A 15,930-nucleotide genomic window follows, 5' to 3' on the forward strand; every position below is an offset into this window, starting at 1 on the left:
GCTGCTTACAAAGTGCCGTAAGAATGCAGGCCGCTCAAGAACATATTTACGCCGATAAAGGCAAAGGCGGTAATGATTAAGCCGATGACCGCCCACCAAGCCAACACCCTGCCGCGCCAGCCTGCCACCAGCCGCAAATGCAACCAGACAGCGTAATTCAGCCAAACGATAAACGCCCAAGTTTCTTTCGGGTCCCAGCTCCAATAGCGGCCCCACGCATCGGCTGCCCACAATGCGCCGAGGATGGTGGCGATGGTGAAAAACAGGAAACCGACAGCAATCGCTTTGTACATGACTTCTTCAATGACTTGAGATTGCGGCAGCCATGATTTTTTGCCTGCATCTTCTTTTCTGAGTGCCAACAGTTCGGCAATACCCAGCATGGCGGCGATACAGAATGCGCCGTAGCCGATAAAGTTGGCCGGAACGTGGATTTTCATCCACCAAGACTGCAACGCAGGAATCAGCGGCTGAATGGCATGCGCTTCGCGTGAAACGCTGTACCACAAGACAAATCCGACCACAATCGCCATAAAGCTGAAGACGAAGCCGCCTAGTTTTTGTACGGCAAAACGGCCTTCGTAATAGAGGTACATCAGCGCCGTAATGACCAAGAACAAGATGAATACTTCGTAAAGGTTGGAAACCGGAATATGGCCGGCATCGGGACGCAGCAGATAGCTTTCATGCCAGCGCACCAGCAAGCCGACAAAGCCCGCCACCGCGGAAACCCACGCAAACACGGTACCCATGCCCAAAAGCGTATTGGACGGCACATTTTTGCGCACCGCCGCTATTGCGCCGACGATATAGGCAAACAAGGCGAAGAACACAAACGCGCATTGCCACATAATCGCCGACTGGCTGCTTAACAGGTATTTGAGCAGGAAGCCGTCTGCGTGTTTGATGTCGCCACCATACAAATCAACGGCCAAATACGCCAAGCACACGCCCAAAGGGATAAACCAGCGCATCGGTTTGAAAAACCAACCCAGAAAAACGGCAATACCGCCACTCACCCACAAAATCGCCATTTCGTAGATGTCCATGTGCAGACCGGCCTGGGTTTGGGCAATAAACGCACCGATTGCAATCAGCAGCGCGAACGCCCAGTCGAAAAGGTTAAGGTTTCGGATAAATGATTTGTGTGTCAGAAGCTCATGCTCGGGCAAGGCCTGATGTTTGTTATTCATGGTTCAAATCCTTGGCAAGCTGCTGCAATTGCCGTGTGTGTTGCGGAAATTCTTTCTGCAAGTCGCGTTCGTTGCGGCTGGAAGACATGGCAAAACGGATACGGCCGTCTGAAAACAGCAGCCAAGCACGTTTTTCACGAATATAGAACATAAACACCGTACCCAACACCAGCAATACCGAACCCAAATACACCAAGAATGCGCCCGGCGAACGGGTCATCTGCAGGCCGGAAGAGCGCACTTCGGTAAAACTTTCCAGTTGCAGCAGCATCGGCGCGGGATATTCGGTCAAACCGGTGTAAGCATCCATTGCATGCAGCAGGAAGCGGTTGCGTTTTTCATCCTGCGGCCAAGCCGGCAGATTGTATGTGCTGATCGTATCTTCCAAAGCGGCATTCATCACACCATAGAGCATCTCATAGAAATAGCCCTGCATTTTTTCCTGCTGCTCTTTCGGAATGTTGGTGGTAACAAATTCGTCCAAAGCCAAATAGCCGCCTTTGGCAAAAATCGACAAGGTGTTTTCCGCTGCCGCCATAAATTGCTCACGGATTTCGGCAGGCGCGCCTTTAACGGCGTTGGCAACGGTTTTACGGCGTGCCGCATCGTCTTTCAGATATTGGCGCAAAGCCATAAAGGTGTCGATTTGGCCGTTTTTATCCATCGGAATGCGCAACCAGCGGTATTGCTGTGCCAAGCCGCTGCGTGTGCCGGTAATGAAGAAATAGTCTTCATCTTGTTTTACCGGCAACATATAGTTTTTATATTCGACCGCCTGCCCTGCTTTGTCGCGGATACGGTAAACGATAGACGGGCCGATATTGGTGTATTTTTTGCCTTCTTGACGGACGGAGCGAACATCGTTGAGGGCGGATTTCAGGTTTTGCTCTTTTTCAGACGGCTCGCTCATGTCTTCGACGTTCATCGAAGTAAACTGGTCAAATTCCAGTTTATAAGAAGTCTTGCCCAAATCCAGCGGAAACTCGCGCATGGAAGTCGCTTTGAGCTTAACTGGAGTACGGTCGGCATCAGCCAGATTCCACGCTTTAAACGTCAAGTCAGAGCCGCCGTCGGCAAAACTTGCCTGATAAACCGTGATACCGTGCAGCGTCAAAGGATGGTTGACGCGGATGGTGTGTTCGCTGACTTTTCCGGTTGCCTTGTCCGTTACTTCCAAGTCACTGGCAAAATCACGCGGCATACCGGTATCGTAAAAGTCGATATGGAATTTCTTTAATTTAACCGAAAACGGCAGGTCTTGCACCAGCATGCCGTTATCCGCATTCAGAAACACCACGTCCGCGCTCTGCCCTTCCGCGATATTGACATTGCCCCTAAACGACAGGTTGGATTCACCCAACACGCTTTCTGGCTTAAAGTCTTTGGCGTAAACCGCCGTATTGTCGGGCACGATTCGTCCGGTGAGCATACCGATTTTCAGCAGGATATTGCTGTCTATCAAACCGCCCAAACAAATCACAATCAGCGCGGCATGGGCAAAGATATAGCCCCATTTGTTCATCGCGCCTTTTTTCGCCGCCACCAAAACCGAACCGTCTTCACGCGTAACGGTTTTGCAGCCATAGCCTTGTACTTCCAAATACCGTTGCGCGATTTCGGGCGTCACCTGTCCGTCTAAAACGATGGAATGGCGCATTGCCGCCAGCGATTTTTCCTTCGCGTTTTCACGGAACGAACGAATCTCGCGCAAAAACGGCGGAACATTGCGAATCAGGCACAATCCGGTGGAAATCACCAAAAACATCATGATGACAACGAACCACGCCGAGGCGTACACGTCGTACAGACCCAAAAAACCGAAAATCTGCGACCAAAACGGGCCGAATTTCACCAAATAATCAACTTGTGGCTGGTTTTGCTGCAAGACCGTACCGATAATCGAAGCCACGCCCAATAGGCTGAGCAAGGCGACGGCAAAACGCATGGAGCTGAAAAAGGCAAACCATGGTCTGCGGATAAGTGGGACGGATGATGAAGATTTACTCATGTCTCAAATGTCGGCTGGGGGCAACCCGATCGATGGAACGGACTGCAATGACGTGTGATGCGAAAGGAAGAATACTGCATATTGTAGTAAAAATCTTGCTGTCGCTATTTGAAAAAAACAATCAGGCTTATCGGCATATATTGGCTAAGGCCGTCTGAAGGGTTTTCAGACGGCCTGTATCAATAAGCTCGTTTTAAAACGAAATTAGTGCAAACCTTGGATAAAGTTGGCTACTGCGTTCAACTCTTCTTCGCTCAGGCGGTTGGCAATATCGGCCATGATGGCGTTTTTGCGTTGGCCGGATTGGTAAGCTTTCATTTGCTCGACAACGTAAGCTTTGTGTTGGCCGCCCAGACGAGGATAGGCTTGGATTTCAGTACCGCCGCCTGGGATACCTGCGCCGCTAGGACCGTGGCAAGACATACATGCCGGCAGTTTTTTAGCGCTCAGGCCGCCACGATAGATTTTCGCGCCCAACTCTGGGTTTTCTTTAGGATTGGCTTCGCCCGGTTTGCCTTGTTGTTTGGCGTAGTAGGCGGCAGCGTCGCGGATGTCTTGTTCGGACAAGTTCATCACCATCGGTTTCATCACACCAGCAGCACCGTGGGTACGGGTACCGTCTTTGATGGCCATGGTTTGACCGTAGGTGTAGGCCGCGAACTGACCTGCCAGTTTAGGATAAGTTGCGATACCGCTGTTACCATCGGCTGCGTGACACGCCGCACAGATAGTAGTCGCTACCTGTTTGCCTTTTTCAGCATCTGCTTTAGGGGCAGCGGAAACCGCGCCGGCAGCCAATACCAAGGCCAATAAAGTCAATCGTTTCATGGAGTGCTCCTGATTACAGCATTGCGTACCGCGTCAATGCCTTTTTTATACTCAAATACCGGGGAATTTTCCCGATTAAAACCGATAATTCTATAAACGTGCTATTCTATACCAAGTTTACATTAAATTACTACTCAAATTACCAAACTGCTGCAACATAAATGCCCGATACAAATTATGATGTTGCAGTTTTGTTTCCATGCAAGGAAATACTAATGAACCTTTTTCAAAACGCCAAATTCTTTACAACGGTCAACCATCTGAAAGACCTGCCCGACACGCCGGCCGAGATTGCCTTTGTCGGCCGAAGCAATGCCGGCAAATCCAGCGCCATCAATACTTTAACCAATCATGTGCGCCTTGCCTATGTTTCCAAAACACCGGGACGCACCCAACACATCAATTTCTTTGAACTTGAAAACGGCAATTTCATGGTCGATTTGCCCGGCTACGGCTACGCGCAAGTACCGGAGGCCATCCGTACGCACTGGGTCAAACTCTTGGGCGACTACCTGCAACAACGCCGCCAACTGATCGGCCTGATTTTGATTATGGACTCGCGCCATCCGCTCAAAGCTTTAGACATTCAAATGCTGGACTTTTTCCACATTACCGGCCGTCCTGTGCATATCCTGCTGTCAAAAGCAGACAAGCTATCTAAAAACGACCAGATTAAAACGTTGGCCGCAGTAAAAAAATCACTCAAACCCTACACCGAACGCCAAAAAATCAGCGTTCAATTATTCTCCAGCCTGAAAAAACAAGGCATGGACGAAGTCAATCAAGTGGTCGGCTCATGGTTTGACGCGCATTGCAAAGAAATCGAGAATCTTGCAGGCGAAGCATCGCCTGAATGATTGTAAAACAAGGCGGAATGAGATAAGTTGACCAACCGCAAATCTTATTCCGTCATTTGGTTTCTCACCATCGCATTTACCATTTAATCCGGGGCATGTCTCACACATGCCCTTTTTTTCATCACGCTTTTTTTGTTTTCACACGCAAACCACAATCTGCGCCAAATATGCCATCACAATATATCAGCAAGACCGTCTGAAAGCGCGGCTTCGATCTCCATTATTATTAAAATGTTAATTTTAATATTGCCACCAATTACACATCTTAGCATTTTGCTCATATTCAGCTAATTGTTGAGATATAGAATGCATTCATCGTTTAACAACACAGTAGGAAAGAAAATCATGAAACGCATTAACGCTTTTATTTCAAAAAAACTCATCATTGCCGGTATTATTGCTTCAAGTTTGGGCGTTGCCGGTGCGGCAGGTACCATGGCTTTCAAAGAAGGTATGTTTGCAAAGGTTTCCGGCCAGCAAGCAGCCGCAGCAGCGGTAGCAGAAGTGGGCGGCGTCGTTAAAGATGTTGATTACAAATACAAACAACATTTGGGCGGTCGTTACAAAGTAGAAATCTTGAAAGACGGCGTCGAATACGAAGCTTTGGTTGATGCTCAAAACGGCAAAGTATTGGCAGTAGCACAAGATGACGATCAAGACAAACGACACTTTAGTAAACATGATAAGCATCATAAACATGATAACTATGACAATGCCGAGCCCTCTTCATCGCAAAATACAGATTATCAGGCTTCTGCCGATGCTGCACCTGACACACCTGAAAATGCAACCGCTTCCGAGGTAACAAAATCTTAATTTAAACTTTAAAAAAGCCAATGCCGTCTGAAACTTTCAGACGGCATTGGCTTTAATGCAGCATTATTTAAAACACGATTTACATCAAGCCAATCGTTTTCAGACGGCCTTTGTCTCATCTTCGCCGCCTACCCAACCTGCTTTTTTCAATTTCCGCCGTTGTGCATCATAGCGGGCTTTTTCCGCCCAATACATTGTCTGAATACAGGCATCGCCGCATTCACTGCCGCAACATTCCCACGACTCGGGGCGGACGGGTTCGTCTAAAAGCGGCTCGCCCAAGATGGCTTCGGCTTTATTCTTCAGGGTCGTATCCATCGGCAATTTCCAAGCGCGCACCGTCAAATTCAATCACTTCGCCGCCGCGTATTTTGGCGGTTTTACGGGTTTCAGTTTCGCCGTTGCGCAACACCAGCCCTTCAGCGATAAACGCTTTTGCCTGTCCCCCGCTTTCGGCAAGGCCGGCCAATTTCAACAGGTCGCATAAAGCGATGTATTCATTATCTTCAAGATAGACTGTTGCTTCCATCATTTAATCCTTTTCAATAATGGCGATATTTTAACATGGCCGTCTGAAAGAAAGCCCCCTTCTGTTTGATTTGCTTTATCCAAACCCATTACATTTGGTTTTCAGACGGCCTTTAACCGCCAACCCTGCTACAATATGCCTTTTATTATTCACGCCGATTTTGCCATGACCGAGCCGACCTACATCCCCCTGCGCCTGCATACTGAGTTTTCGATTACCGACGGTATGGTGCGGATTAAAAAACTGATTGCCAAAGCGCAGGAATACGGTTTGCCTGCTTTGGGCATCAGCGATTTGATGAACGAATTCGGCTTGGTGAAATTCTATAAAGCCTGCCGCGGTGCAGGGATTAAGCCCATCGGCGCGGCGGACGTGTGGATAGGCAATCCGAATGCGCCCGACAAGCCGTTTCGTGCCATGCTGATTATCCGCAACGATGCGGGCTATCTGCGCTTGAGCGAGCTTTTGACGGAGGCCTATGTCGGCAAAGACCGCAATATCCATCATGCGGAACTCAATCCCGAATGGCTGGAAAACGGCGACAACAGCGGCTTGATTTGTTTGAGCGGCGCGCATTACGGCGAAGTAGGCGTGAATCTGTTGAACGGCAATGAAGACGCGGCGCGTGCGGCGGCGTTGAAATATGCGGCGTGGTTCCCTGATGCGTTTTATTTAGAGCTGCAACGCCTGCCCGAACGCCCCGAATGGGAAGCCTGCGTTTCCGGCAGCGTGAAGCTGGCGGAGGAACTGGGTTTGCCGGTGGTAGCAACGCATCCGACCCAGTTTATGAGCAGCGATGATTTCAACGCGCACGAGGCGCGTGTGTGCATCGCTGGCGGCTGGGTGCTGACGGACAAAAAACGTCCGCGCGATTTCACGCCGAGCCAATTTTTCATTCCGCCGGAAACCATGGCCGAACGTTTTGCCGATTTGCCCGAAGCCCTCGAAAACACGGTGGAAATCGCCAAGCGCTGTAATCTGCACATCACATTGGGCAAAAACTTCCTGCCGCTCTTCCCTACTCCGGACGGCCTGTCGCTGGACGATTATTTGGTGAAACTGTCAAACGAGGGGTTGCAGGAACGCATGGTTCAGCTTTATCCCGACGAAGCGGAACGCGCGGCAAAAATGCCGGAATATCAGGAACGTTTGGATTTTGAGTTGAACATCATCATCCAAATGAAATTCCCCGGCTATTTCCTTATCGTACAAGACTTTATCAATTGGGCGAAAACGCACGGCTGTCCGGTAGGGCCGGGCCGTGGTTCGGGCGCAGGTTCGCTGGTGGCGTATTCATTGAAGATTACCGACCTTGATCCGCTCAAATACGCGCTGCTGTTCGAGCGTTTCTTAAACCCTGAACGCGTTTCCATGCCTGACTTCGACGTGGACTTCTGTCAGGCAAACCGCGGCCGCGTGATTGAATATGTGCGCGAGAAATACGGCGCGGAAGCGGTCAGCCAGATTGTTACCTTCGGCACAATGTCGTCCAAAGCGGTGATCCGCGACGTGGGGCGCGTGCTGGAGCTGCCGTTTATGCTGTGCGACAAACTGTCCAAGCTAATTCCGTTGGAAGCCAACAAACCCCTGAGTTTGGAAAAAGCCATGGAGACCGAGCCGCAAATTCAGGAATTAATCGAAGCGGAAGAAGCGGACGAACTGATTACGCTGGCGAAAAAGCTGGAAGATTTGACGCGCGGTCTGGGTATGCATGCGGGCGGCGTGTTGATTGCGCCGGGCAAGATTTCCGATTACAGCCCCGTGTATCAGGCGGACGAATCCGCCTCGCCCGTATCCATGTACGACAAGGGCGACGTGGAAGACGTGGGTTTGGTGAAGTTCGACTTTTTGGGTCTGCGCAACTTGACCATTATCGAAATGGCGCAGAACAATATCAAAAACACCACAGGCGATATCGTCGATGTCGGCAAGATTCCGCTTGATGACCAGGCTGCCTACCAAATCTTCCGCGATGCGAACACCACCGCCGTCTTCCAGTTCGAGTCGACCGGCATGAAAAAAATGCTGAAAACGGCGCATACCACCAAGTTTGAAGAACTCATCGCCTTCGTATCGCTCTACCGTCCCGGCCCGATGGACAATATCCCCGACTTCGTTGCGCGCATGAAGGGTCAGGAATTCCAATACATCCACCCGCTGCTCGAAGGCATCCTCGCGCCAACCTACGGCATTATGGTGTATCAGGAACAAGTGATGCAGGCGGCGCAGATTATCGGCGGCTACTCGCTCGGCGGCGCGGACTTGCTGCGTCGTGCCATGGGTAAGAAAAAGCCCGAAGAAATGGTGAAACACCGCGAAATCTTCGCCGAAGGCGCGGCGAAACAAGGCATTTCGCGCGAAAAATCCGACGAAATCTTCAACTACATGGAAAAATTCGCCGGCTACGGTTTCAACAAATCCCACGCCGCCGCCTACGCTCTGATTTCCTACCAGACCGCATGGCTCAAAGCCCATTACCCCGCCGAATTTATGGCGGCAACCATGTCGTCTGAATTGGACAACACCGACCAGCTCAAGCATTTCTACGACGACTGCCGCGCCAACGGCATCGAGTTCCTGCCGCCCGACATCAACGAATCCGACTACTGCTTCACGCCGTATCCGAACATGAAAATCCGCTACGCACTCGGCGCGATTAAAGGCACGGGCGAAGCCGCCGTCGAATCCATCATCGCCGCACGACAAAGCGGCGGCAAGTTTACCGGCCTCTTGGACTTCTGCGAGCGCGTCGGCAAAGAACACATGAACCGCCGCACCCTCGAAGCCTTGATACGCGGCGGCGCGTTCGACAGCATCGAACCCAACCGCGCCATGCTCTTGGCAAACATCGACCTCGCCATGAACAACGCCGACCAAAAAGCCGCCAACGCCAATCAGGGCGGACTGTTTGACATGATGGAAGACGCCATCGAGCCGGTGCAGCTCGTCGATGCGCCCATGTGGAGCGAATCGGAAAAACTCGCCGAAGAAAAAACCGTCATCGGCTTCTACCTGTCCGGCCACCCGTTCGGCCCGTATGCCCAAGAAGTCCGCCAAATCGCCCCGACCAAATTAGGCCGTCTGAAACCGCAAGACAGCGTGCGCCTCGCCGGATTCGTCACCGCAGTGCGCACCATGATGGGCAAGCGCGGCAAAATCGCCTTCGTCAGCCTTGAAGATTTGAGCGGACTGGTGGAAATCATGGTCAGCGGCCACACGCTGGAAAACTGCGCCGACTACCTAAAATCCGACCAAGTGCTGATCATCGAATCCAAAGTCAGCCGCGACGACTACGGTGGAGGCGACGGGCTGCGCATCATAGCAAATCAAGTCATGACCCTGCAAATGGCGCGCGAACGCTACGCCCGTAGCCTCAGCCTCGCCCTCACCCCCGGCCACGACATCGCACGCCTCGCCGCCATTCTCACCGCACACCGCCTGCCAGACACGTCGCACATCCCGCTGCAACTGTCGTACAGCAACGGCAAAGCATCGGGCAAATTGAAAATTGCGCCAAAATGGATGGTAACGCCAAGCACTGCCTTGTTTGACGAACTGGAAACATTGCTCGGCAGTAGGGCAGTTCGTGTGAATTGGTAAAACTAAAGGCCGTCTGAAACTACACGTTCAGACGGCCTTTAATTTAAAAAGCGCTTTAAAAACATAAATCAATATTCGGCTTTCAGACGACCTTATTGTATAGAACGGTTATCTGAAAAGTTTATTGCATAAAGCCTTTGACCAATAAGGAAAGATAGCCCACAACAAAGGGGAGCGACAATGCCGAAACAATGTCAAGCACCCAGTAAATACATTGGTTTAATACAGTTTTTGAGGCGGTAAGCCGCAGCAGTTTGAAATATAGGGCAAACCAAACAAAGGGAGTGAAAATACCCCCCTTTTTCTATAGAAGCCCCATATTAAAGGCCGTCTGAAAAACAGTTTTATTTAACGATTTCAACAGGACCGTGGTCGTCGCAATGGTCGCCGTGTTGGTGGTGCAGACGGCCGTTGACGATGTAGTCAACATGATCGCCGTGCGGTACGGCTTCGTGGCCGCAACCTTCTCCGTGAACGTGGCCGTGGCAGGTGTCAACCGGATGGCAGCCGTCAGGATTGGTTTCATTGACGCTCAGTGCATGCTCATCGTAGTGGCCGTTGTGCTCATGATGCAGGTGGCCGTCGTGCAGATAATCAACGTGGCCTTCGTGTTTGATGGCAGTGTGGCCGCAGTTTGCGCCGTGAACGTGGTCATGATGTTCGTGGGTTTTGCAGGTCATTTTTTCTCTCCTAATGTTCAGTGAATAGCAATCTTTCTCGATTGATTTTTTTATCTTATCTTTTTTTGATATAAACGTAAAAAATTTTACAGTTATTAATATATTGTTACGATATATCATCTGTTGATATATCGGCCTATTTTATTTTTTCAGACGGCCTTTCATTTATAATTCATTTATTTTCAGCGAGAACTTCAAACCCTTCCGACAATGCAAAATATCGAATTTTTCAGTCGTAACGGGTAACATGGAAACAAAGGGATGGGTTCTTCAAACAAACAGGTACTGCAATGGGAAAACAAGCCAGACTTTATATGGTTCGCAGCACGCAAGGTGCGCTTTATGACGTATTTTTCGAACGCGGCGTGGCGGCGTTGGCTTGGCCCATGCTGGCTGAAGCGGCGGCAAAAGGTTTTGGCCGTGAGGAGCTGACCGATATTTACCGTTCGGCCGTGCCGGATGTGAAATTGAGAACGGCGCAATCGGGCGCGGCTCAAATGTGGCGGTTTGTCAACGAATTGGCTGATGGAGATGCCGTACTGACCTACTCGCCTGCTTTGCGCCGTTATCGGGTCGGCAGGATTACAGGCCGCGCAGTGCATTGTCCGCAATGGGATGATGAGAAAATGTCGCTGGTGCGGCCGGTTGAGTGGCTGGGCGAAGTATGTCGCGATGATTTGAGCGTGGCAGCACAACGGGCTTTGGGCAGCGTGACAACTTTGTTTGCGGTATCGGAAGCGTGTGCGGCAGAAATTTTTGAACGCGTGGGTTTTCAGACGGCCTAAAAAGGGAAAGGAAACAGCATTATGTGGAACACCATACAGGATTGGCTGAATGCTTTGCCTGTCAGTGAAGAAATCATCAAATCGGCTTTGATGATTGTGGCCATCATTGCCGGGCGCAGCATTTTACTCTCGGCTCATTTTCGCAGCCATCCGGATTTAAGCATTGAAAACAAACGCCGTTCGCTGGTGGTCAGCCGCAACATCACCATGCTGCTGCTCTTGTTCGGGCTGGCGATGATTTGGGCGGCGCAGATTCAAACGTTGGCGTTGTCGATGTTTGCGGTAGCCGCAGCGATTGTGGTAGCAACCAAAGAATTGATTATGTGTTTGTCCGGCAGCATCCTGCGCTCGGTGACTAAACAATATTCCATCGGCGATTATATCGAAATCAACGGCCTGCGCGGACGGGTAGTCGATATCAATATGCTGAACACGCTGATGATGCAAATAGGCCCAAATCCGTTGGTTGGCCAGCTTTCCGGCAAAACGCTCTCGTTTCCCAACAGCTTACTTCTAAGCCACCCCGTGCGCCGCGACAATATTTTGGGCGATTATGTAATTCATACAGTGGAAATCCCCGTGCCGATTCATTTGGATTCGGACGAAATCATCGGCCGTCTGAAAGACGTTCTTGAGCCCTTGTGCGAGCCTTATGTCCCTGCCATCAAGCAGCATTTGGAAAACGTGCAAACCCAAAAGTTGTTTATCACGCCCGCCGCCCAGCCGCGTGTATCCCGCGTGCCACATGATGACAAGGTGTACAACATCATTGTGCGCTTTGCCTCGCCCGTAGCCAAACGCTTGGAAATCCAACAGGCGGTTTTGGACGAATTCTTGCGCACGCAATACCAATTAATCAATAAATTAAAATAGCCAAGTTTATATATATACTATCAAATCCCTTACAATACCCAAATTCACAATCAACAATAAGGAAAACTCATGTTGCCCGAATCAGCCCTTGCCGAAATGTACCCTGTAATCATGACCCCCAGCCATGACGGCAAATATTTCCACAACTACACCCTCTCACTTCTGAACATCGTCCACACCAACGCCTCCCTCGGCCTGCCGCTTCAAGTAATGATGCAGCGCGGCGAAAGCCTGATTACGCGCGCGCGCAACAACTGCGTGGCCACATTCTTAGAAAACAAAGAATGGACGCATTTATTCTGGATTGACTCTGACATCGGCTTCTCTCCCGATTCATTCTACCGCCTGCTCTTGGCCGACAAAGACGTTGTAGCCGGCGTTTATCCGCTCAAACGCGAAAACTGGCCTGAAGAAGGCGTTCCGGCCGGCACAACCCAAGCCGACTTCGAGCGCATGTACACTTCTTATACCGTCAACACCAGCGAAAAAAATGAAAACGGTGAAATCGTACTGAAAGTCGATGAAGACGGTTTTATGAAAGTTCATGATGCGCCAACCGGCTTTATGGTTATCAAGCGCAGCGTATTTGAAAAAATGATGGCAGCCTACCCCGAGTTGAACTACATCTCCGACAGTGACTACAACAGAGAAGACAAAGGCCTACACTACCGATTCTTCGACTGCATGGTTGATCCGGAAAGCAAACGCTATCTGTCCGAAGACTACACCTTCTGCCACCTCTGGCGTCAAATCGGCGGCGACGTATACGTCGACGTACAATCCAACCTGACCCATCAAGGCGCAAAAGTGTATCGCGGCTCGTTTGCCGAATCCCTGCAAACCAATATTGCCAATGCCGTATTTGCCCCGAAAGGCACGCCGATGCGCCTCGAACTGGCTGCACCGTTGCACGCCAATCCGCGCGGCGCAGAATAAGATTGGCCGACAGGCAGGCGGGACACTTTAATTCTGCCTGTCTGCCACCATATAACGCCTATCGTTTTCTTTTCAGACGGCCACAAGGCCGTCTGAATCCATCTTATTCAGGAGAAACCATATGAGCGACAACATCCTGCTCCACTTGGGCGAAGAACCCCGTTTCGACCAAATCAAAACCGAAGACATCAAGCCCGCCCTGCAAACCGCCATTGCCGAAGCGCGCGAACAAATCGCCGCCATCAAAGCGCAAACGCATACCGACTGGGCCAACACCGTCGAAAAACTAACCGATATTACCGAACGCGTCGGCCGCATTTGGAGCGTGGTTTCCCATCTCAACTCCGTGGTCGATACGCCCGAGCTGCGTGCCGTATACAACGAATTGATGCCTGAAATCACCATTTTCTTCACCGAAATCGGTCAAGACATCGAGTTGTACAACCGCTTCAAAATCATCAAAAATTCTGCCGAATTCAACACCCTCTCCCAAGCGCAGCAAACCAAGCTCAACCACGACTTGCGCGACTTCGTCCTCAGCGGTGCCGAATTACCGCCCGAACAGCAGGCAGAACTGGCGCAACTGCAAACCGAAGGCGCGCAACTTGGTGCCAAATTCGCACAAAACGTCCAAGACGCGACCGACGCTTTCGGCATTTACTTTGACGATGCCGCGCCGCTTGCCGGCATCCCCGAAGACTCCATCGCCATGTTTGCCGCCGCCGCGCAAAGCGAAGGCAAAACAGGCTACAAAATCGGCCTGCAGATTCCGCACTACCTCGCCATTATCCAATACGCCGACAACCGCGAACTGCGCGAACAAATCTACCGCGCCTACGTTACCCGTGCCAGCGAATTGTCTGACGAAGGCAAATTCGACAACACGGCCAACGTCGGACAAACGCTTGCAAACGCACTGAAAACCGCCAAACTGCTCGGCTTCAAAAACTACGCCGAGCTGTCGCTGGCAACCAAAATGGCGGATACGCCCGAACAGGTTCTGAATTTCCTGCACGACCTTGCCCGCCGCGCCAAACCGTTTGCCGAAAAAGACTTTGCCGAAATTAAAGCCTTTGCACGCGAGAGCCTGAATATCGAAGATCCGCAATCTTGGGATTTGAGCTACGCCGCCGAAAAACTGCGCCAAGCCAAATACGCCTTCAGCGAAACCGAAGTGAAAAAATACTTCCCTATCAGCAAAGTATTGGCAGGCCTGTTTGCCCAAATCAAAAAACTCTACGGCATCGAACTGGCTGAAAAAACCGTCCCCGTTTGGCACAAAGACGTGCGCTATTTCGAGCTGAAACAAGACGGCCAAACCATCGGCGGCGTTTACATGGACTTGTACGCACGCGAAGGCAAACGCGGCGGCGCATGGATGGACGGCTACAAAGGCCGCCGCCGTTTCGCCGACGGCAGCCTGCAACTGCCGACCGCCTACCTCGTCTGCAACTTCACCCCGCCTGTTGGCGACAAAGAGGCACGTCTGAGCCACGACGAAATCATCACCCTCTTCCACGAAACCGGCCACGGCCTGCACCACTTGTTGACCCAGGTTGACGAAGTGGGCGTATCCGGCATCAACGGCGTCGAATGGGACGCGGTCGAGCTGCCCAGCCAATTCATGGAAAACTTCGTTTGGGAATACGACGTATTGGCGCAAATGTCCTCGCACGAAGAAACCGGCGCAGTATTGCCGAAAGAGCTGTTCGACAAAATGCACGCGGCCAAAAACTTCCAACGCGGTATGTTCCTCGTCCGTCAAATGGAATTTGCCCTCTTCGACATGGAAATCTACCATCAGGAAGATGAAGGCCGTCTGAAAGAATGGCCGCAAATCTTGGACAAAGTGCGTCAAGAAGTCGCCGTAACCCAACCGCCGGCATACAACCGCTTTGCCTTGAGCTTCAGCCACATCTTCGCCGGCGGCTACTCCGCAGGCTATTACAGCTACGCATGGGCAGAAGTTTTGAGTGCAGACGCTTACGCAGCGTTTGAAGAAAACGACGATGTGGCCGAAACCGGTCGCCGCTTCTGGAAAGAAATACTGGCCGTCGGCGGTTCGCGCAGCGCAGCAGAATCCTTCAAAGCCTTCCGCGGCCGCGAACCAAGCCTGGATGCCCTGCTCCGCCACAGCGGTTTTGACAACGCAGCCTGATTGGAAAATCCGCCGTTTTAAAAAGAATGGTTGCTGATCCAAAGCTAAAGGCCGTCTGAAATGTTTCAGACGGCCTTTTTATAATCAATTCAATATTTTCAGAAAAACAAATATAAAACCATTCAGCCGATAAACCCACCCAGCGCGGAACGCCGCAATGATTGCCAAGCTCAATATTTTCCAAATGCAGACCAACCGCCCATAAAAACAGGGCATGTTCCCATGCCCTATCATTTGAATTTCAGACGGCCTTTCGGTTGTCAAAACTGATTAGGAACAATAAGTAAGCCCTGTCCCTAACGAAATTTTCGAGAAAAACAGAAATCCGCATTTCAAACTCCTATCTCCCCGGCCCATCGCTAAAATTAGTTTTTGCCCTTTTTATCGCCGGCTGCCAAACGCATATTGATAAATTCCATCATCAAATCTTTTTTCGTCCAGAAAAAGGTTTTCATTTTTTCCAAAGAATAGATTTTCCGAATCATCGCCGGCAATCCTGCATGAACGATGGCCGCGACTTCGCCATTGGTTGTTTCGTTGTCCATGGCGGCTTTGAGGTTGAGATTGCGCGTATTCAGGTAGTTGCTAAGCTCTTTCCTGACGCTGTTGCTGATTTCAAATTGTTTCATGTTTTCCATCCATAATGTTTTTATAATTAAATAGCATA

Annotated in this window: 14 protein-coding genes; 7 read left to right on the plus strand and 7 right to left on the minus strand. The window is 50.8% G+C overall.

Features of this window, described 5'->3' with window-relative positions; all coding sequences use genetic code 11:
* Nucleotides 1–5: 5 nt before the first annotated feature.
* From ccsB to ACTHSQ_RS06220, 3 genes are all read right to left on the minus strand, one after another.
* On the minus strand, nt 6–1,193 hold the full coding sequence (ccsB, locus tag ACTHSQ_RS06210; protein ID WP_154953099.1) for a c-type cytochrome biogenesis protein CcsB: 1,188 nt from the start codon (nt 1,191–1,193) through the stop codon (nt 6–8).
* Entirely contained in the window at nt 1,186–3,138 is a 1,953-nt protein-coding gene (locus tag ACTHSQ_RS06215; RefSeq protein WP_036472736.1) for a cytochrome c biogenesis protein ResB, read from the minus strand. The genes ccsB and ACTHSQ_RS06215 overlap by 8 nt, the downstream gene beginning before the upstream one ends.
* Nucleotides 3,139–3,405: 267 nt before the next feature.
* A complete protein-coding gene (locus ACTHSQ_RS06220) occupies nt 3,406–4,029 on the minus strand; it encodes a c-type cytochrome (RefSeq protein WP_049322625.1) in 624 nt (207 codons plus the stop codon).
* 215 nt (nt 4,030–4,244) lie between these two features.
* On the opposite strand from ACTHSQ_RS06220, the gene yihA reads away from it, so the two are divergent.
* Both yihA and ACTHSQ_RS06230 read left to right on the plus strand, forming a co-directional pair.
* Nucleotides 4,245–4,886 carry a ribosome biogenesis GTP-binding protein YihA/YsxC gene (yihA, locus tag ACTHSQ_RS06225; RefSeq protein ID WP_440371140.1) on the plus strand — a complete coding sequence of 214 codons (642 nt, stop codon included), beginning with the start codon at nt 4,245–4,247 and terminating at the stop codon, nt 4,884–4,886.
* Nucleotides 4,887–5,231: 345 nt separating this feature from the next.
* Nucleotides 5,232–5,702: a PepSY domain-containing protein gene (locus ACTHSQ_RS06230; RefSeq protein WP_440371139.1), complete on the plus strand. Its 471-nt coding sequence runs from the start codon at nt 5,232–5,234 to the stop codon at nt 5,700–5,702.
* A gap of 99 nt (nt 5,703–5,801) precedes the next feature.
* Here ACTHSQ_RS06230 and ACTHSQ_RS06235 read toward each other — a convergent pair whose 3' ends face one another.
* Nucleotides 5,802–6,020: a hypothetical protein gene (locus ACTHSQ_RS06235; protein ID WP_440371138.1), complete on the minus strand. Its 219-nt coding sequence runs from the start codon at nt 6,018–6,020 to the stop codon at nt 5,802–5,804.
* Entirely contained in the window at nt 5,998–6,231 is a 234-nt protein-coding gene (locus tag ACTHSQ_RS06240) for an RNA-binding S4 domain-containing protein (protein ID WP_002221492.1), read from the minus strand. The genes ACTHSQ_RS06235 and ACTHSQ_RS06240 overlap by 23 nt, the downstream gene beginning before the upstream one ends.
* A gap of 165 nt (nt 6,232–6,396) precedes the next feature.
* Here ACTHSQ_RS06240 and dnaE point away from each other — a divergent pair, with 165 nt between their 5' ends.
* Entirely contained in the window at nt 6,397–9,831 is a 3,435-nt protein-coding gene (gene dnaE / locus ACTHSQ_RS06245) for a DNA polymerase III subunit alpha (protein WP_440371167.1), read from the plus strand.
* A 344-nt stretch (nt 9,832–10,175) separates the two neighbouring features.
* On the opposite strand, the gene ACTHSQ_RS06250 is transcribed toward dnaE, so the two are convergent.
* A complete protein-coding gene (locus tag ACTHSQ_RS06250; RefSeq protein ID WP_003684489.1) occupies nt 10,176–10,511 on the minus strand; it encodes a hypothetical protein in 336 nt (111 codons plus the stop codon).
* Nucleotides 10,512–10,801: 290 nt separating this feature from the next.
* Here ACTHSQ_RS06250 and ACTHSQ_RS06255 point away from each other — a divergent pair, with 290 nt between their 5' ends.
* The 4 genes from ACTHSQ_RS06255 (at nt 10,802) to ACTHSQ_RS06270 (ending at nt 15,263) form a co-directional block, all read left to right on the plus strand.
* Complete coding sequence (locus ACTHSQ_RS06255) at nt 10,802–11,296, plus strand: restriction endonuclease (RefSeq protein ID WP_003684567.1); 495 nt, start codon at nt 10,802–10,804, stop codon at nt 11,294–11,296.
* Between the two features lie 21 nt (nt 11,297–11,317).
* Nucleotides 11,318–12,169: a mechanosensitive ion channel family protein gene (locus tag ACTHSQ_RS06260; protein WP_003684477.1), complete on the plus strand. Its 852-nt coding sequence runs from the start codon at nt 11,318–11,320 to the stop codon at nt 12,167–12,169.
* Nucleotides 12,170–12,238: 69 nt separating this feature from the next.
* Entirely contained in the window at nt 12,239–13,105 is an 867-nt protein-coding gene (locus tag ACTHSQ_RS06265; protein WP_440371137.1) for a hypothetical protein, read from the plus strand.
* Between the two features lie 121 nt (nt 13,106–13,226).
* Nucleotides 13,227–15,263, plus strand: coding sequence for a M3 family metallopeptidase (locus tag ACTHSQ_RS06270; protein WP_440371136.1), 2,037 nt, complete (start codon nt 13,227–13,229; stop codon nt 15,261–15,263).
* A gap of 365 nt (nt 15,264–15,628) precedes the next feature.
* Here ACTHSQ_RS06270 and ACTHSQ_RS06275 read toward each other — a convergent pair whose 3' ends face one another.
* Nucleotides 15,629–15,892: a hypothetical protein gene (locus ACTHSQ_RS06275; RefSeq protein WP_036492715.1), complete on the minus strand. Its 264-nt coding sequence runs from the start codon at nt 15,890–15,892 to the stop codon at nt 15,629–15,631.
* Between the last annotated feature and the right edge of the window lie 38 nt (nt 15,893–15,930).

Source organism: Neisseria sp. P0009.S008 (genome assembly GCF_051958615.1).
Classification (GTDB): domain Bacteria; phylum Pseudomonadota; class Gammaproteobacteria; order Burkholderiales; family Neisseriaceae; genus Neisseria; species Neisseria subflava.

What these genes read in the sequence shown, in the direction of transcription:
- ACTHSQ_RS06220 (WP_049322625.1), bottom strand. Translation starts at nt 4,029, where the DNA reads ATGAAACGATTGACTTTATTGGCCTTGGTATTGGCTGCCGGCGCGGTT.
- ACTHSQ_RS06250 (WP_003684489.1), bottom strand. Translation starts at nt 10,511, where the DNA reads ATGACCTGCAAAACCCACGAACATCATGACCACGTTCACGGCGCAAAC.
- ccsB (WP_154953099.1), bottom strand. Translation starts at nt 1,193, where the DNA reads ATGAATAACAAACATCAGGCCTTGCCCGAGCATGAGCTTCTGACACAC.
- ACTHSQ_RS06255 (WP_003684567.1), top strand. Translation starts at nt 10,802, where the DNA reads ATGGGAAAACAAGCCAGACTTTATATGGTTCGCAGCACGCAAGGTGCG.
- ACTHSQ_RS06230 (WP_440371139.1), top strand. Translation starts at nt 5,232, where the DNA reads ATGAAACGCATTAACGCTTTTATTTCAAAAAAACTCATCATTGCCGGT.
- ACTHSQ_RS06265 (WP_440371137.1), top strand. Translation starts at nt 12,239, where the DNA reads ATGTTGCCCGAATCAGCCCTTGCCGAAATGTACCCTGTAATCATGACC.
- ACTHSQ_RS06215 (WP_036472736.1), bottom strand. Translation starts at nt 3,138, where the DNA reads ATGCGTTTTGCCGTCGCCTTGCTCAGCCTATTGGGCGTGGCTTCGATT.
- dnaE (WP_440371167.1), top strand. Translation starts at nt 6,397, where the DNA reads ATGACCGAGCCGACCTACATCCCCCTGCGCCTGCATACTGAGTTTTCG.
- ACTHSQ_RS06235 (WP_440371138.1), bottom strand. Translation starts at nt 6,020, where the DNA reads ATGGATACGACCCTGAAGAATAAAGCCGAAGCCATCTTGGGCGAGCCG.
- ACTHSQ_RS06270 (WP_440371136.1), top strand. Translation starts at nt 13,227, where the DNA reads ATGAGCGACAACATCCTGCTCCACTTGGGCGAAGAACCCCGTTTCGAC.
- ACTHSQ_RS06275 (WP_036492715.1), bottom strand. Translation starts at nt 15,892, where the DNA reads ATGAAACAATTTGAAATCAGCAACAGCGTCAGGAAAGAGCTTAGCAAC.
- ACTHSQ_RS06260 (WP_003684477.1), top strand. Translation starts at nt 11,318, where the DNA reads ATGTGGAACACCATACAGGATTGGCTGAATGCTTTGCCTGTCAGTGAA.
- ACTHSQ_RS06240 (WP_002221492.1), bottom strand. Translation starts at nt 6,231, where the DNA reads ATGGAAGCAACAGTCTATCTTGAAGATAATGAATACATCGCTTTATGC.
- yihA (WP_440371140.1), top strand. Translation starts at nt 4,245, where the DNA reads ATGAACCTTTTTCAAAACGCCAAATTCTTTACAACGGTCAACCATCTG.